We start from the raw sequence: 15,315 nt of genomic DNA on the forward strand, positions 1-15,315 counted from the left end.
GAAAGTCAAATAGATAAGCATGGACTACACAGTGGACTTGGTAAAGGAAATTCTGGCCCGGGATCGGAAAACCTTCCTGGAAGATGTGGCTAAGCGACCGGAAACAAAAGATGTTGAATCTGATATCCCCTTACTGGCCGATTTTACTGAGTACAACCCGCTCCACAAGGGCCATTTGCACTGTCTACTGGAAGCTAAAAAAGCAATTCCAGAGGGAATCTTTGTGGCAATAGTTCCCGGTCTTTTTGAACGCAGCGGACGGGGATTGCCCTACATACTAACTCGTCAGGCCAGGGCCAAGGCAGCAGTGGCGGTAGGTGCAGATGTGGTGGTGGAAGGCCCACCGATGGGTATAATGGGATCAGGACAGTATTCACTATGCCTGGCGCGCATGTTCCGGGCGTTAGACGCAGATTATATCCCCCGTGGCTACAAACCCAGCCAGGAATTCACACCCCTCTTAGAAACCATCAGTAAAGGCAGGGGAGTGGCTCCTAAACCTTATCGTATGGTGGACATGGAAAGTGGGGAGGTTCTGCTTCAGGGAAGGCTTAATGAGGATAATTATGTTATCATATCCCTCTCCAAATCTTTAACCCGGATTGGTTTCGACTTCAAGGATAAATTTATTTTCATACCCCGTATAGAGGGCGTTAGTGGAACTATTATAAGGGAAGCAGTTGTCTCCGGGAACCTGGAATCTGCACAGCAAATGTTACCGCCCCAAACTATAGAAGTCCTAGAAGAAGAGATGAACCAGAAAAGAGCACCTCTCCATGGAACCAGGGACGTGGAGGGCATTTTATACACGGCCAACCAGGCCAATCCTCATGATTTGAAGGCCCTGGCCCTGATTGATCACCGCACCCGGGAGGCTATCCTGGAAAAACGTCCTTTTAATTCTATTGACGAGTTAAGATCATGTATTGCTCGTGGTTTCAGCCGCCACCATCCAGAAAGAGTTCTATCCTCCTTGGAAGCCAGAATCGATGGTGACACCATTAGCCGATACATTGATCATTATCCTGCTGTCATACGTATATTAAACTATAAAAATAAAGAAGTCCTAAGAGAATTTAAAATGAGAATATCACAAAGGAGGCTAGAGATATGCCAGTGAAAAAAGGAGATTTTATAAGACTGGACTACACTGGAAGAATCCAGGAAACTAACGAGGTCTTTGACACCACCAACCAAGAAGTAGCCGAAAAAGAAGAAATTATTACTGAAGGTAAAGCTTATGGAGCCATCCCCATAGTCGTGGGCGGCGGACACATATTACCAGCTTTAGATGATGCTGTTGAAGGTATGGAAGCAGGAGAAGAAAAAAATGTCGATGTTAGTCCGGAAGATGGTTTCGGCAAGCGTGACTCCAACCTTCTGCAGATGGTCCCCATGCGTGAGTTTAAAAAGCAGGGGATTAAGCCCCAAGTGGGAATGGCCATCACTTCCGAGGGCCACACTGGCATTATCCGAACCGTCAGTGGCGGTCGGGTCACGGTGGACTTCAACCACGAACTGGCCGGTAAAAACCTGGAGTATCAGGTTAAGGTGGAAGAGATAATCGAAGATGACACCGAAAAGGTCAAAGCCATGATCCAGTTACACTACCCCAACCCGAATCTGGACCCTGAAAAACACACGGTCCTGGTGGAAGATGGTAAGGTAGTCATTTACATGGATGAAATGGCTAAATTCGACCAGCAAAGATCCTACATGGACATAACTCTTGCTAGATTCCGTATTGCTCGGGATATCCACGAGAACATGGACAATGTTTCCAAGGTAGAATTTGTGGATGTTTTCGAGAAGAAGGAAGAGGTCGAAGAAGAAGAGGAAGTTCCAGAGAAACTTCCTGAAGAAGAAGTGGTTGAGGAAAAACTTCCTGAAGAAACGCTTCCTGAGGAAGCCGAAGAATAATAAAAATAAATAGGTTGTAGAAACCTGGTTTCTACTCCTACTAACTATTTTTTTAACTATTTTTGATTAAATACTATTTTAGATTTTCTTGGCTTTTCAGTGCACCAATTTAAAGCACGTGTTCTTGGATTGGCCGTCTACGAACTTATCATGGCCAGGTAACCATCTTGGGAACCCTGACCATTTCCACTCTTTTCTTGACGTCAATTGGCCAATTTTCCTTATCAAAACCCTTCTGGGCCAGGAATCCGAACAACCAGCGGGTGATGCCGATACCGGTACATCCGGTCCACAGAGTTTTTTGATGGGCCTCTTTGATGGAAAAACCTTCCGTAAAGTGGGTGCCGTGTACGTTGGCAGAAACCGCAGCCACTCCCTTATCGGCTCCAGGAACCACCAGGCGCATCTCATATTTGGGTACATCCGGAAATTCAATTCCCCTATCCTCTAATTTTCTACCCTCCAGGTAGAAAGGGTCATCACCTACTTCGGTGTACCATTCCAGCTCCATCTGGTCGGCTAATTCCTGTGAGATCTCCAGGGTGGCGTCACGAATTTTTTCCACCTGTTCCGGGTGGCCCAGCCACACCAGTTCCACCCTCTGGAATTCGTGAACCCTGTCCAGGCCCTTGGCTCCGCCGGCCTCCCAGCGGTAGGTCCAACCGCTACGATCGAACAGGGAAATAGGAAGATCCTTTTCATCTACCACTTCATGTGAGAAAAACTCGTAAAATGGCTCGCACTGGGCTGGTGCCAAGACGTAGGATGGGTCCTTCAATCCCTCTTTCAGACGATGGATGGGCACCTCTTTGGTGATGGTTAATTCATTTTTAAACTTCTCAAAGAGTTCTGGGTCCCGGCGAGGAGCAGAACAGTAGTACATTCCTTCGGGGAGGCCTTCCAGGTAGCGCATCTTGTTCATCACTGGGATGGGAATGAGTTTGGGCCACATGCACTCCTCGAAACCCAGTTTATAAACCAGTTTTTCCAGGAATATCTCCTCCACAGCCCTCTGCAGTGTGATGAGTGGAGGCCCATAGAACCACTGCCCTTTACCAGGAAACTTTTTAACCCACCCCAACCGGGCTAACTCCTCAGTGGGATCTCCGTCAAAGAAGATTTCCTGTTTTTTACTCTTGAAAACTATGGTTCCCGGTTCAATTTTGGTAACCTGTCGAGTTAGGATATCAGTGGATGATTCTTCAGAGGAAGTATCCGTTAATATACCTGCTTGGTTCTGGACTTGTTTTACCACCCGATCAACCACATGGCGACGAATATCTGATTCTTCTAATTTCTGGAATTTAATTATCATGACCCCGTCTTTGAAGCTGGAATCCTGGACATAGGGCATTTCACCTACATCCACCATCTCCCTGGTGGGTATGCGGATTTCATAGAAATCAACTGAAATTTTACGGACTCCCAGCCGGTACTTGGGACCTAAAAGTTGTGTTAAAGGTTTTTTTATCCTTAGGATGGCGTCATGGGCTCTTCCTCTTCTACCGGAGACCAGCTTGAGATGCAGGGTGTCCCCTTCTAGGCTCCATTCCACCACACGGGAGGCATCTTCCTTCTGTTCCGGGGGCACTCCTTTGAGGAAAAGGTCTTGGTTGGCATCGTTTAGGAATTCTTTAATATCATCACGGGCCTCTTCAGCATCTTTACTGAAGGTGATTTGGCCTTCTAATGTAAACTTCATATTTCATCACCATCTATTTTTAACACTTTTTCTACCAGGATCTCAGAAAAAATAAGGTCATCGAGAGTTGCTAATACTCTTGTCACAGATTCACCGCGAATTTCACATATAAAGTCATTATCTACAACTTTTGACTCCAGATAATTCCGGTTATCAGGTTCTAGGGATTGGTAGGCAATTATAGCCTGTTTTTCCGCCTGATAATGGAAGGTTAGCCGAGCAGTGATCTGCATACTATGATTTTAGGGGAGATTGCTTAAAATATTTTCCGCGATATCCTCCACTGCTTTTAGAGCCGGAGAATCAGGATAATCAACCAGGGGCAGACCTTCCATATCGGCTTTCACCACATTATAATCCCGGGGGATACTTCCTAAAACATTTAAACCAATTTCATTGAGTTTACTGGTTACGAAGGCTTCTTCATCCCCACTGGAAACTTTATTTATAACGGCAACCACTTCTTCCACTCCGATATCCTTAGCCAGTTTCCTGATACGGGCGGCGGTTTCTAAAGATTTGAGTCCGGGTTCCACCACAATAATCATCAGATCCACGGCTTCTGCGGTACGTCTTCCCAGATGTTCAATTCCCGCTTCCATGTCTAAAAGAATTATTTCGTCTTTTTTCAATATAAGGTGCCTTAAAAGAGCTTTAAGGAGTACTGAAGCGGGGCAAACACATCCATCGCCCCCTTTATCCACGGTACCCATCACCAGGAGTTTCAAACGTCCTTCTTCATCGTAATTTATGGAAAGGGATTCCGGAAGATCAGATATCTTGGGGTTCATCTTGAAAACTTCTCCAAAGGATGATCCTGGTTCAGCACCGGTCCGGTCTTTAATCAGGTCCTTCATTTTAGATATGGGAGTTATAGGGGTGTGTATTCCCAAACTTCCCGCCAGATTCATGTCCGGGTCGGCGTCGATGGCGAATACCCTGTAGGTTTGGGATAGTATACAAGCCAGGGTACCAGCCAGTGTGGTTTTTCCTACTCCTCCTTTTCCAGTAACCGCGATCTTCATACTTTTCACCAACAAAAACTGATTAATAGCCCCTCATCAACAGAGGTCAGGGATCAATAGATCTACTATGGTGGCTGGGGTTTAATTACTTAACGAGTATAAAATTTGTTAAATTCTACTATAAGGTGGTCTGAACTAGGTATTAATGAAATTTTAATCCGATTTATAGATTTTCAGGGTTTATTGGCCCGAATTTTTAATTGGATTAGAACCGTTGCAGGGTTAAACTGAACAGTTTAGGAAGGTTTTAGGGTTCTTGGGGCGGATTATGATCATTTTGCTATCAACCCTTGTCACTTCGCTCCGGGGATGGGGAGTGGAAAAAGACGTGGTCTCCTATTTCCTTGTGAAATGTGGATTTAAAGATGATTTAGTATAAATTGCTTGTCATAACTTCATAAATGATTGAAATGTTGTAGTTTGGTTCTTTTTTGTTAATTGGGTCATTGGGTGGGGCACAGTGTATTTTAGGAATGGATCTTTTTATGAATTCTGATTAGCTTGGCTTTATTTAGTTGNAAGGTATGTTGGGGAAAATAACAATGGATTGGGTTTATCTATTTTTGGTCTTGTGAATTCCCTCTAAAGACGTCTTAAATCGAAAAAAAAGCTGTATGGCTTGGAATTTGCGAGAATAAAACCAGAACCTTTATAAGTCCTGTTACTAGATGCAATTCTATACCAAGATGGCTTATCATGTGATATGATGAGACACGGAGGCGGTATAATCAAGCGACAAGTAAATAAAGCGTTGCTATTCGCATTAGCGATAGTGATATGCACTTTACCCCTCTCAGGGGCCGTAGATAGTCTGAGCACAAGTCAAAGCACCAGCGTTTCACAAGTTACGAACATCGACTCAGCAAATTCGGCTTCAGTTGCAAAACCAGAAGTCAACGCGGCTTCCTATTACTGGAAGAAGAAAACCTACTACGTGAAAAAGTACAAGTACAAGAAAAAGTACCGGAACGGCCGCTACAGGTACGTCCGAGCCGCATACTACGTTAAAGTCACCAAATACGTGAAAGTATACTACAAATCCAGTTACAAATCCAGCAAAGGTTCTAAAGGAACCGGAGACTGCTGGACCAACAGTGCAATACTTTACAATCAATTGAAAAAACAAGGATACAAAGTAAGAATCATTCAATACGCCACCAGCATGTCTTCCCGACACCGATCCGTACAATACTACAAAAACGGCAAATGGGTAAACTACGACTACAAAGGCAACGGATACGCAATGCGATACTGGTACACATCCAACTACGTCAACGGTAAAGTAATCCAGAGTTGATGGATCCATAAGTGCATAAAGTGTGTGGATTTGGGGTGCAAGCTCTTAATCCTCCAATATTTTTTTTAAAATAATTATACTCCATTAAAGAGTAGTTTTTTGATTTTTCTACCCAGTTAGATGATTTTCTTATTATTTGAAGAAATCAAAGGCGGATTCTTAAGTAGAGCAAGAAAATTATTCATATTCTACATTAAATTTTAATGTGCAAATGTGCAATGATCATTCTGATAAAACGAATTTAACTTTTTTTCATGATATTTTATGCTGGTAATTTTAGCCATTGCCAAGTCTTATATATTATAAATTCACAAACTAAATCTACTATTGATTTCTACCTGGTTTTGATTCCGAGTAATTATATGACCCAACTGGTGGAAGCCTAAAATTTATTAGATTATAGAATTAAACTTTGACAAGGAGGAAGAATAGATGGTAAGAGCATACACTAGAAAAGAGTACATTCGTAAAATTCCTGGTTCCAGGATTGTTCAATATGACATGGGTAACTTATCAGGTGAGTTTCCCCTTACCGTAAGCCTGGCCCTTAAGAAACAGGCCCATCTCTCTCACAATTCTCTGGAAGCTTCTAGGATAGCTTCCAACAGGTACATGCAGAGAAGGGCTGGTAGAATGGGTTACCACTTGAAAATAAGGGTATATCCTCACCACATAGTGCGTGAGAACCCTATGGCTACTGGTGCTGGTGCAGACCGGGTGCAGGATGGTATGAGAAAAGCATACGGAAAGCCAGTGAGTTCAGTGGCGATAGTTAAAGCTGACCAGCGTGTCTTAACAATTAGAACCAACAAGAAGAACTTTAAGGACGCCAAAGAAGCACTCAGAAGGGCTGCCATGAAGTTTCCAGTCCCCTGTAAGATAGTAATCGATGAAGGGGCAGAACTGGTTAAATAGATTTAAATTTTTAAATAGTGCTTTAAGTAGTACCTTTGCTGGTAAAAAGAAACGGATAAAAGAGGGTTAGCATGGAGTTTGTCAAATTTTTCGAGGAACTGGGAAAAGACGATGTTGATGTGGCTGGTGGAAAGGGGGCTAACCTGGGGGAGCTAACCCAGGCAGGCATACCAGTACCCCCCGGGTTTGTGGTTACTTCTGCAACTTACCAGAAATTCGTGGAGGAGACAGGAATCTTCGACACCATTATGGACATTCTTAATGCCATTGACGTCAACCAGAATCGAGAACTTCAGGATGCCGCTCGAAGGATAAAAAAGATCGTCATTGACACTCCGATGCCGGATGACATCAGAAGGATTATCATAGAAGCATATAATGCTTTGTGTCTTCGTATTGGCTCTGATGACGTATTTGTAGCCATCAGATCATCTGCTACCGCTGAGGATCTCCCTGAAGCATCATTCGCAGGCCAGCAAGATACTTATCTAAATATAAGGGGCGATGAAGACGTCCTTAAATACGTTCAGAAATGCTGGGCATCCTTGTTCGGAGCCCGAGCCATATTTTACCGGGAAGAAAACAACTTCGACCACGACAAGGTTTACATTGCGGTGGTGGTACAGGAAATGGTGAATGCTGAAAAGGCCGGAGTTATGTTCACCGTTCACCCATCCACCGGTGAGGAAAAAATTCTAATCGAGGCCGCCTGGGGTCTGGGCGAAGCAGTAGTATCTGGAACAGTTACTCCCGACACTTACTGGGTGGACAAGCAAACCGGGAAGATCAACGAACATCAGGTAAGTGAAAAGAACATCATGTTCGTCCGTGATCCTGAAAAGGGCAATACGGTGAAGTTACCTGTGCCTGATGATCTTAAAAACAAACAGGTTCTAAACGATGATGAAATATCTAGCCTGGCGGAGCTGGGCCGGAATATACACAATCATTACCAGTTCCCCCAGGACACCGAATGGGCCATCGAAGGGGGCCGTATTTTCATGTTGCAGTCCCGGCCAGTAACTACCCTTCAGGAAGTATCTGAAGTGGAAGAAGGCGAAAAAATAGATCGGACTATTATTACCAAGGGACTGGGGGCCAGTCCTGGAATGGCTGCGGGAACGGTAAAGATCATCAGCAGCACCGATGAACTGGACAAAGTTCATGAAGGAGATATATTGGTGACGGTAATGACCACCCCGGATATGGTTCCGGCCATGAAAAGGGCTAATGGTATCATAACCGATGAGGGCGGGGTCACCTGCCACGCTGCTATAGTATCCCGTGAATTGGGAATCCCCTGTGTGGTGGGGACCGGAGAAGCCACTCAAATACTCCCTGAAAACAGCGTAGTTACCCTGGATGGTAACAAGGGATTAGTATGGGAGGGTAAACTGATAGACACCACAAAAAAGGAAGAAACCACCGAACAGCAAGTAATGGTTTCACCATCCCTGTTAACTGTGACTGAGGTAAAAGTGAATGTCAGCATGCCTGAAGCAGCCAGAAAGGCCGCAGCTACTGGCGCTGATGGTGTAGGATTACTCAGAACCGAACATATGATGCTCACCACTGGAGTACATCCCAAAAAATACATAGTGGAAGGGAATGAAGATGAACTCATTCGGGTACTGGTGGAGAACATACTAAAAGTAGCGGATACCTTCTACCCTAAACCAGTCTGGTACCGAACCCTGGACGCACCCACCGATGAATTCCAATCCCTGGAAGGTGGAGAAGGCGAACCACATGAACACAACCCCATGCTGGGCTGGAGAGGTATCAGAAGAGAATTGGACGAGCCGGATATTCTCCGGGCAGAGTTCAAGGCCATCAAAAAGCTCCACGAACAGGGATACACCAACATTGGCATCATGCTACCCCTGGTGCAACACCCCGACGAGCTGAAGCAAGCTAAAAATATAGCCCGTGAAGTGGGCCTTAAACCTCAGAAAACGATCGAATTTGGGGTAATGGTGGAAACACCCGGGGCAGCGATGATTATAGAGGACTTCATTGCTGAAGGACTGGACTTTGTGAGTTTTGGAACCAACGACCTCACCCAGTACACCCTGGCCATTGATCGCAATAACGAGAAAGTGGCCGGTTTATACACTGAAGGTCACCCTGCAGTGCTTAAACTCATTGAAAGAGTAATCATAGAGTGTAACAAGGCTGGGGTGAAAACCAGTATCTGTGGACAGGCGGGAAGTATCCCAGCCATTGTGGAAAAATTAGTAGAACTGGGAATAACCTCGGTATCTGCCAACACAGATGCTGTGGCTGATGTCCGGGAAACTGTGGCCCGGGTGGAGAAAAAACTTTTACTCAAAGCTGCACGTAAGATGATGCAACAATAGGAGTACAAAACTCCATTATTTTCTTTATTTTAGGTTTTACTTCTAAAGGCCATTTCCAAAGGCCATAATAATTCTATGTTTTAGGGATCATATGCAATACAAGGGAATGTCCCGAGAAAAGGTCATTGAAAGTCTCAGGGAATACAAAAAAAAGGACTTAACCTATCAGTCCGGCAGGATATTGGGATCCATGTGCACCTGCCCTCATCCAGTAGCCCTGGAAGCATACTCTATGTTTTTAGAATCTAACCTGGGGGATCCTGGGCTTTTCCCTGGTACTAAAGACCTGGAAGATGAAGTGATAACTATTCTGGGCGATATGCTTGGAAAACCTGATGTACATGGTCATATCATCACTGGGGGGACGGAGGCTAATTTAATGGCTGTGCGGGCTGCCCGTAACCTTAGTGAAATTAAAGATGCCGAGATCATTGTACCAAAATCCGCCCACTTTTCCTTCAAAAAAGCAGCGGAAATGTTGTGTCTTTCCCTCAAAGAAGCTGAACTGGATGAGAACTACCGGGTAGACCTAACTTCAGTGGAGGATCTGATATCGGATAGGACGGTGGCTGTGGTAGGGGTGGCCGGCACTACTGAGCTGGGAAAAATAGATCCGATACTGGGATTGTCTGAGATCTGCATGGATAACGATATTTACCTCCATGTGGACGCTGCTTTTGGAGGATTTTCCATACCCTTCCTGCGAGATGCTGGATATTATTTACCAGAATTTGATTTTAAGATTCCGGGAGTTTCATCCATAACCATAGACCCCCATAAGATGGGTCTGGCCCCTATACCCACCGGTGGGATTTTATTCCGTCACAGGAAATATCTGGAATCCATGAGTATAGAAACACCCTACCTGACTGAAGACCGGCAATCAACCATCGTAGGCACCCGGACCGGAGCCAGCACCGCTGCTACCTGGGCCCTCTTAAAACACCTGGGAAGAGACGGTTACCGTAAAATTGCTACCAGATGCATGGAGTTAACTGATTTCCTGGCTGATGGTATAGAAAAGGCTGGATTTGAACTGGTAACCGAACCAGAACTTAACATCGTGGCTTTCCACTCTCCCAAAATGACTATGGATGAAATATCCCAGGGAATGATGGATAAAGGATGGTTACCTTCTGTTTCTGCTTACCCCGCGGCTATTCGCATAATTGTCATGCCCCATATTAAAAAAGAGCATCTTCTTAAATTCTTGTCTGACTTAACTGATTTAAAATCCTTTTAGGAGTAGAAGTTCACATGGTAGAAAAAGGCAGAAATATCAACACTCCACTAACTCTAGATGTGGTCCAACAGTTGAAGGTTGGTGATCTCATCATTATATCTGGCAGCATTTTCACCGGCCGCGATGCAGCCCTACCACGCCTGGTTAAACTCATAAAAAAAGAAGATACCCCATTTAAATTGGAGGGAGCAGTTATTATGCACACGGCTGTTAGCCAAGCAGGCATATCCCCCACCACCAGTAACAAAGTGGAAATCGAGGAAAGCATTGCTCCATTATCCCGGGCCGGGGTACGCATACACCTTGGTAAAGGGGCTCTTTCCCCAGAAACGATAGATGACTTGAACCAATATAAATCTGTTTTTGCAGTCACCCCCCCGGCGGCAGCTCTCCTCACCAGTAAGGTTATCTCCTCTGAAGTAGTTGCCTTCCCTGAAGAGGGTATGGAGGCCATTCATAAACTTGAAGTGCGGGGGGTTCCCGGGATAGTGGCCGTGGCCCAAGGCGAATCACTTTACTAAACAATCTACACGTCGTATCTAGCCTTTATTTTATCTTCATCTCATTTTATATTATCTTATATTATTTATGGGCAGGTATATTCACAGGGCTTACCAAAGGCGATGTCTCCTGCGTCACCAAGCCCCGGAACAATATAACCGTCACAGGTAAGTTCCTTATCAATGGAGGCCGTGTATAACTCCACATCAGGATGTTGGCTAAGCACTTTTTCTAATCCCTCCGGGGCCGAGATTATGTTAAACATAACCAATCGTTTGGGTGTTCCCAATTCTTTAATACGGTCCAGTATGGCCACTAAAGTGTTCCCGGTGGCCAGCATGGGATCAGCCACAATCACTATTTTACCGTCAACTTCCGGAAGCCTCAAGTACCCCACTTCCACGGGGAAGGGGGGTTCATCACTCCTCCACGCGCCAGCCACTCCGGACTGGGCCTCCTGGAATACCCGCATAATCCCTTCCACCATGGGTATGGCGGCTCGCAGTACACTGACCACAATTAGATCGTCCCAGTCCTTAATCTTCACACCCTTTGCGGTACCCATGGGAGTTTCCACGTCAAATTCTTCCTTATCCAGACTGTTGGCAAATTGGTAGCTGATTAACCGCCCAATTTCTCTCACTCCTGCTCGGAATTCAACACGCCCCACGTTGCGTCTTCTAATCCTGCTTAACCGCTCCTGGACCAGTAGATGGTTAACTTCTATCATCATTTCTAATCTCCTTTAATCCATATATTTCCGATTATTATAATAGTAAACAGTGGGTTAATGATGTATTCTTTTTTTTGAAAATATAAAGTGGTAGAAGAAGATATTATAATATGCAGACTAGGGGGAGATGGAAATGAGGAGAAATCTGCTGATAGTGGGGGTTATATTACTGGTTTTAGTGGTGGCTGTTGGAGTTTATTTGACATTACCTCGTCAGGTCCAGGATACAGGTAATCAGACTGAGGTGTTGGCTGAAAACCTGGAAGTGCCCTGGGCAATGGCATTTTTGCCAGACGGAAGGATGATATTCACTGAACGACCAGGGAGGGTAAGTATTCTGGAGGGTAATCAGGTTAAGGTGGTGGGAAACGTTAACCCCACTTCCACCGGTGAATCAGGTCTTTTAGGTGTGGCCGTGGATCCTGAATTTGGCCAAAACCGGTACATCTATCTTTATTACACCTCGGGCAGCTTCAATAGGGTGTCCCGCTTCCAATTAGGTGAAAGGTTAGAAAATGAGACCATATTAATAGAAAACATTCCCGCCGCCCAGATACATGATGGGGGCCGATTGAAATTCGGTCCTGATGGTAAACTGTACATTACCACAGGGGATGCTTCTCAACGGCAACTGGCCCAGGATACTAATTCACTGGCGGGTAAAATACTCCGAATCAATCCAGATGGCAGCATACCATCTGACAACCCCTTTGGAAGCTACGTGTACAGCTACGGACACCGCAACCCCCAGGGAATAGCTTGGGGTAGTAATGGTATTATGTATGCTTCTGAACATGGTCAGAGTAGTAACGATGAGATCAACATCATCACCAGCGGTTCCAACTATGGCTGGCCCAACATGGAAGGTAATCAGACCTCCCCCGGTATGGTTTCACCCTTACGTGCCTTTACCGAATTCACCCTGGCCCCGTCTGGATTGGCCTACTCCCAGGGAAGCCTTTATCTGGCTGGTTTAAGGGGGAATCAGCTTAGAAGAGTAAGATTGTCGGTGGATGGAAGATCTGTGGTGGGGGAAGAGGTTTTGTTCCATGATCTGGGCCGTATTAGGGATGTGGTAGAGTATGGTGGTTACCTCTACATCTCCACTTCTAATCGGGATGGTCGGGGTATTCCTAAATCAGGAGATGATCGGATCATAAGGGTGAAGGTAAGTTAATCCGGGTTCTATGGTTAATCCCGGCCCATAATCACTTTCTTACCCTTAGGGGATGGTAAAACCTTGATTTCTCCTCCCTCAAATTCGAGGTCCAGTTCCTGGCCCTCGAAGAGCAGGTGCAGGAATAAGGCCAGGGCCGATACCTCGGAATGGGGTTGGCTGGTCACGGCCACATTCCAGTCGGCCTTCTGATATACCTCGGTAGGTACCCGGGGCCCGCCTACCACTACCAGCTTGTCCTTTTTGGAATCTTTTATGTGGGGAGTTACATTCTGGACAGGTTCTCCGTACATGGTAAGATGGATTATCTCTCCGTCATTCTTTTTCCACTCCTCTAGAAGGTTTTTCCAGTTTTTTTGATAATCGATCTGGAAGGAACCACCCCATCTTTTCACCACATCCCGGACGTTTTCCATGAGTTTCTGGTCATGGTCTCCATCCAGGAATACTCCTGATGCTCCAAATGCCCGGGCAGTTAAACATACATGTGTAGTAATTCTAGCGTCACGTATCCGCCGGTGATCCAGCCTTAAAACCTTTACTTCCACTCTCATCACCCCATAGTCAGGATTAAAACCATTACGAGCAGGGCCAACATTCGGGATAATTCATTTGTAGCCCCCAATATATCGCCTGTGGTGTATTTGAACTTTCGACGGGCTATCATGGCCATGATCAGGCCCATAACAACGCCTCCTAATATTCCGGTTATTCCAGTGTACTGCACTGCAAAATATCCTATGAGGATGCATATAGTCAGGGAAATGCCCAATAATCTGGGACTCATATTTTCTATGAAATGGGTGCCGGTACCATCACCTGAGGGTCTGGAAAAAGTGGCACAGGTTACCAGGCCTAACTTGGCTGCTATTTCAGATACAACAATTATCATTACCAATAGCTCCACCGGAAGTGCCGATAGGGATGTCACAGTTACAAGGGCTACAATTAAAAGAGATGAAAGTCCTCCGGTCCCAATCCTTTGATCCCTCATAATTTCTATTCGTCTTTGGGGATTTCCATGGGCCATAAGCCCGTCTCCAAAGTCTATCAGCCCGTCCAGGTGGTGTAACCCGGTAATGATGATGGCGAAGCTGTATATCAGGGCAGCAGATATCAATTGGGGTAGGTGTATTACACCTGTAATCAGAAAGGCCACTAAACCTACTAATATTCCAATGAAACCACCAATTAATGGCCAGGTCCAAGTAAATCTTGCCATTTCCTGTATGCTGGTATGAATATTTAAGGGTAGTATGGTGGAGAAAGAGACCAGTCCCAGGAACCCTTTCCAACCGTTGATCCTGTTACTTTTATTACCTTCACCTTTTCGAACTGGGGCATCTAATCTAACTTTACTTGCCATGTTATTCCTCGAATATTTTGGACATGCAGCCGGCCACTAATCCCGCGCACACGTCATCCAGCATAGGGCCCAGTTTGCTAATTATGCCCGGTTTTTTCTCATCATACCTTTTAAAATTGAATATGGCCTTGGTACCGGCTATTTGATTGGCAATGGCCATTCCCAAGACCTCGTCTGCATACAAATAGGCCGGATCATCATCCACATCCACGCCCAGCACCCGATGACGCTGGTAATCATCTTCTACCCTAATGCCCGCCAGGACTAACGAAATCACGTTTATGTCCTGTAAAGCTTTTATTAATTGCCCTTTAATCTTTACTCGAAGTTCAGGACTGTCATCTACACCTACCAGAAGTTCTGTCCCGGCCGCCACCAGGTCATCTATTCCCACCCCGGATGCATTCAAAAATTGGGTTATGGAAAGTGGATACCCCGCATCCTCCAGGGCTAAACGGGTAGCTTTCAATACGCATTGGTGGGCGAATTCTTCTATTTCCTGAATTTCATCGGGATTTTCCTGGGTTTCTAAACCTTTACACAAAATTAAAATGGGCATAGGTTGGTTTTTGAGATGGGCACCATCGATAGCACCTAATTCCCATAAAACAGTTGATAGGGTATTTTGAATGTTAAGTATTAGTTTTAGAAGGGTGCCTTGGTCCAGAACACGGTCTACAAGCACCATGGTGGAGATAAAAATATTTTCAAAAATTGCAGTTCCTGTTCGTGACTCACCGGCACTGATAATGGTAGAAACTGGCCCAATGGTCACCATTTCATTTTTTATTCTTGTGGAGGGGGTTAGGATAACTGCTGCTGGCTCAGGTAGTTCTTTTTTTAAAACCAGATCTGCAATATATCTTTCTTCGTCTAATTTATCCCCAGTGACATCTACTTCCAGAACATGATTGGAAAGTGATCTGAACTTTCCCCAACCATTAAAGTTCTTCGACCTCCCGAATAGGATAAAATCCTTTTTTCCCTCTAAAATAACCTCATTCTGGTTCATTACCAGATTAAAATCATCGGTACATAGCTTTACTTCCATCTAACCACCTTTCACACTAGCATAT

At 45.1% G+C, this 15,315-nt stretch carries 15 protein-coding genes; 8 read left to right on the plus strand and 7 right to left on the minus strand.

Annotated features, from left to right (window positions below; translation table 11 throughout):
* Positions 1 to 19: 19 nt before the first annotated feature.
* Both FGU46_RS06735 and FGU46_RS06740 read left to right on the plus strand, forming a co-directional pair.
* Positions 20 to 1,120 (plus strand): nucleotidyltransferase family protein, encoded by a 1,101-nt coding sequence (locus FGU46_RS06735; protein WP_286473106.1) that lies wholly within the window; start codon positions 20 to 22, stop codon positions 1,118 to 1,120.
* Entirely contained in the window at positions 1,111 to 1,920 is an 810-nt protein-coding gene (locus FGU46_RS06740; RefSeq protein ID WP_286473111.1) for a peptidylprolyl isomerase, read from the plus strand. The genes FGU46_RS06735 and FGU46_RS06740 overlap by 10 nt, the downstream gene beginning before the upstream one ends.
* 148 nt (positions 1,921 to 2,068) lie before the next feature.
* On the opposite strand, the gene serS is transcribed toward FGU46_RS06740, so the two are convergent.
* The 3 genes from serS to FGU46_RS06755 are packed head-to-tail and all read right to left on the minus strand — an operon-like array spanning position 2,069 to position 4,647.
* Positions 2,069 to 3,622 (minus strand): serine--tRNA ligase, encoded by a 1,554-nt coding sequence (gene serS, locus FGU46_RS06745; protein ID WP_286473113.1) that lies wholly within the window; start codon positions 3,620 to 3,622, stop codon positions 2,069 to 2,071.
* The gene (locus tag FGU46_RS06750) at positions 3,619 to 3,855 is read right to left on the minus strand and encodes a KEOPS complex subunit Pcc1 (protein ID WP_286473114.1); all 237 of its coding nucleotides are present in this window, start codon (positions 3,853 to 3,855) and stop codon (positions 3,619 to 3,621) included. Before FGU46_RS06750 ends, serS begins: the two co-directional genes overlap by 4 nt.
* Positions 3,856 to 3,864: 9 nt before the next feature.
* Positions 3,865 to 4,647 carry an ATP-binding protein gene (locus tag FGU46_RS06755; RefSeq protein ID WP_286473116.1) on the minus strand — a complete coding sequence of 261 codons (783 nt, stop codon included), beginning with the start codon at positions 4,645 to 4,647 and terminating at the stop codon, positions 3,865 to 3,867.
* Positions 4,648 to 5,350: 703 nt separating this feature from the next.
* On the opposite strand from FGU46_RS06755, the gene FGU46_RS06760 reads away from it, so the two are divergent.
* The 5 genes from FGU46_RS06760 (at position 5,351) to FGU46_RS06780 (ending at position 10,983) form a co-directional block, all read left to right on the plus strand.
* Positions 5,351 to 5,944, plus strand: a complete 594-nt coding sequence (locus FGU46_RS06760; protein ID WP_286473118.1) for a hypothetical protein — start codon at positions 5,351 to 5,353, stop codon at positions 5,942 to 5,944.
* Between the two features lie 432 nt (positions 5,945 to 6,376).
* Positions 6,377 to 6,859 (plus strand): 50S ribosomal protein L16, encoded by a 483-nt coding sequence (gene rplJ, locus FGU46_RS06765; RefSeq protein WP_286473119.1) that lies wholly within the window; start codon positions 6,377 to 6,379, stop codon positions 6,857 to 6,859.
* A gap of 71 nt (positions 6,860 to 6,930) precedes the next feature.
* Positions 6,931 to 9,219, plus strand: a complete 2,289-nt coding sequence (gene ppsA, locus FGU46_RS06770; RefSeq protein WP_286473125.1) for a phosphoenolpyruvate synthase — start codon at positions 6,931 to 6,933, stop codon at positions 9,217 to 9,219.
* Between the two features lie 91 nt (positions 9,220 to 9,310).
* Positions 9,311 to 10,462: a tyrosine decarboxylase MfnA gene (gene mfnA, locus FGU46_RS06775; protein ID WP_286473129.1), complete on the plus strand. Its 1,152-nt coding sequence runs from the start codon at positions 9,311 to 9,313 to the stop codon at positions 10,460 to 10,462.
* A 14-nt stretch (positions 10,463 to 10,476) separates the two neighbouring features.
* Positions 10,477 to 10,983 carry a fumarate hydratase C-terminal domain-containing protein gene (locus FGU46_RS06780; RefSeq protein ID WP_286473131.1) on the plus strand — a complete coding sequence of 169 codons (507 nt, stop codon included), beginning with the start codon at positions 10,477 to 10,479 and terminating at the stop codon, positions 10,981 to 10,983.
* Positions 10,984 to 11,048: 65 nt separating this feature from the next.
* On the opposite strand, the gene upp is transcribed toward FGU46_RS06780, so the two are convergent.
* A complete protein-coding gene (gene upp, locus FGU46_RS06785) occupies positions 11,049 to 11,696 on the minus strand; it encodes a uracil phosphoribosyltransferase (RefSeq protein WP_286473135.1) in 648 nt (215 codons plus the stop codon).
* 133 nt (positions 11,697 to 11,829) lie between these two features.
* Here upp and FGU46_RS06790 point away from each other — a divergent pair, with 133 nt between their 5' ends.
* Positions 11,830 to 12,873 carry a PQQ-dependent sugar dehydrogenase gene (locus FGU46_RS06790; RefSeq protein WP_286473136.1) on the plus strand — a complete coding sequence of 348 codons (1,044 nt, stop codon included), beginning with the start codon at positions 11,830 to 11,832 and terminating at the stop codon, positions 12,871 to 12,873.
* Positions 12,874 to 12,887: 14 nt separating this feature from the next.
* Here the strand turns inward: FGU46_RS06790 and FGU46_RS06795 are convergent, their stop codons facing one another.
* From FGU46_RS06795 to FGU46_RS06805, 3 genes are read right to left on the minus strand one after another with little or no spacing between them, the layout of a single operon-like run.
* A complete protein-coding gene (locus FGU46_RS06795; protein WP_286473138.1) occupies positions 12,888 to 13,427 on the minus strand; it encodes a tRNA (cytidine(56)-2'-O)-methyltransferase in 540 nt (179 codons plus the stop codon).
* Positions 13,427 to 14,239, minus strand: coding sequence for an adenosylcobinamide-GDP ribazoletransferase (gene cobS, locus FGU46_RS06800; protein ID WP_286473140.1), 813 nt, complete (start codon positions 14,237 to 14,239; stop codon positions 13,427 to 13,429). Before cobS ends, FGU46_RS06795 begins: the two co-directional genes overlap by 1 nt.
* 1 nt (position 14,240) lies before the next feature.
* A complete protein-coding gene (locus FGU46_RS06805) occupies positions 14,241 to 15,290 on the minus strand; it encodes a phosphatidylglycerophosphatase A (RefSeq protein WP_286473142.1) in 1,050 nt (349 codons plus the stop codon).
* Between the last annotated feature and the right edge of the window lie 25 nt (positions 15,291 to 15,315).

This window comes from Methanobacterium sp. CWC-01 (assembly GCF_030323845.1).
Lineage (GTDB): Archaea > Methanobacteriota > Methanobacteria > Methanobacteriales > Methanobacteriaceae > Methanobacterium > Methanobacterium aridiramus.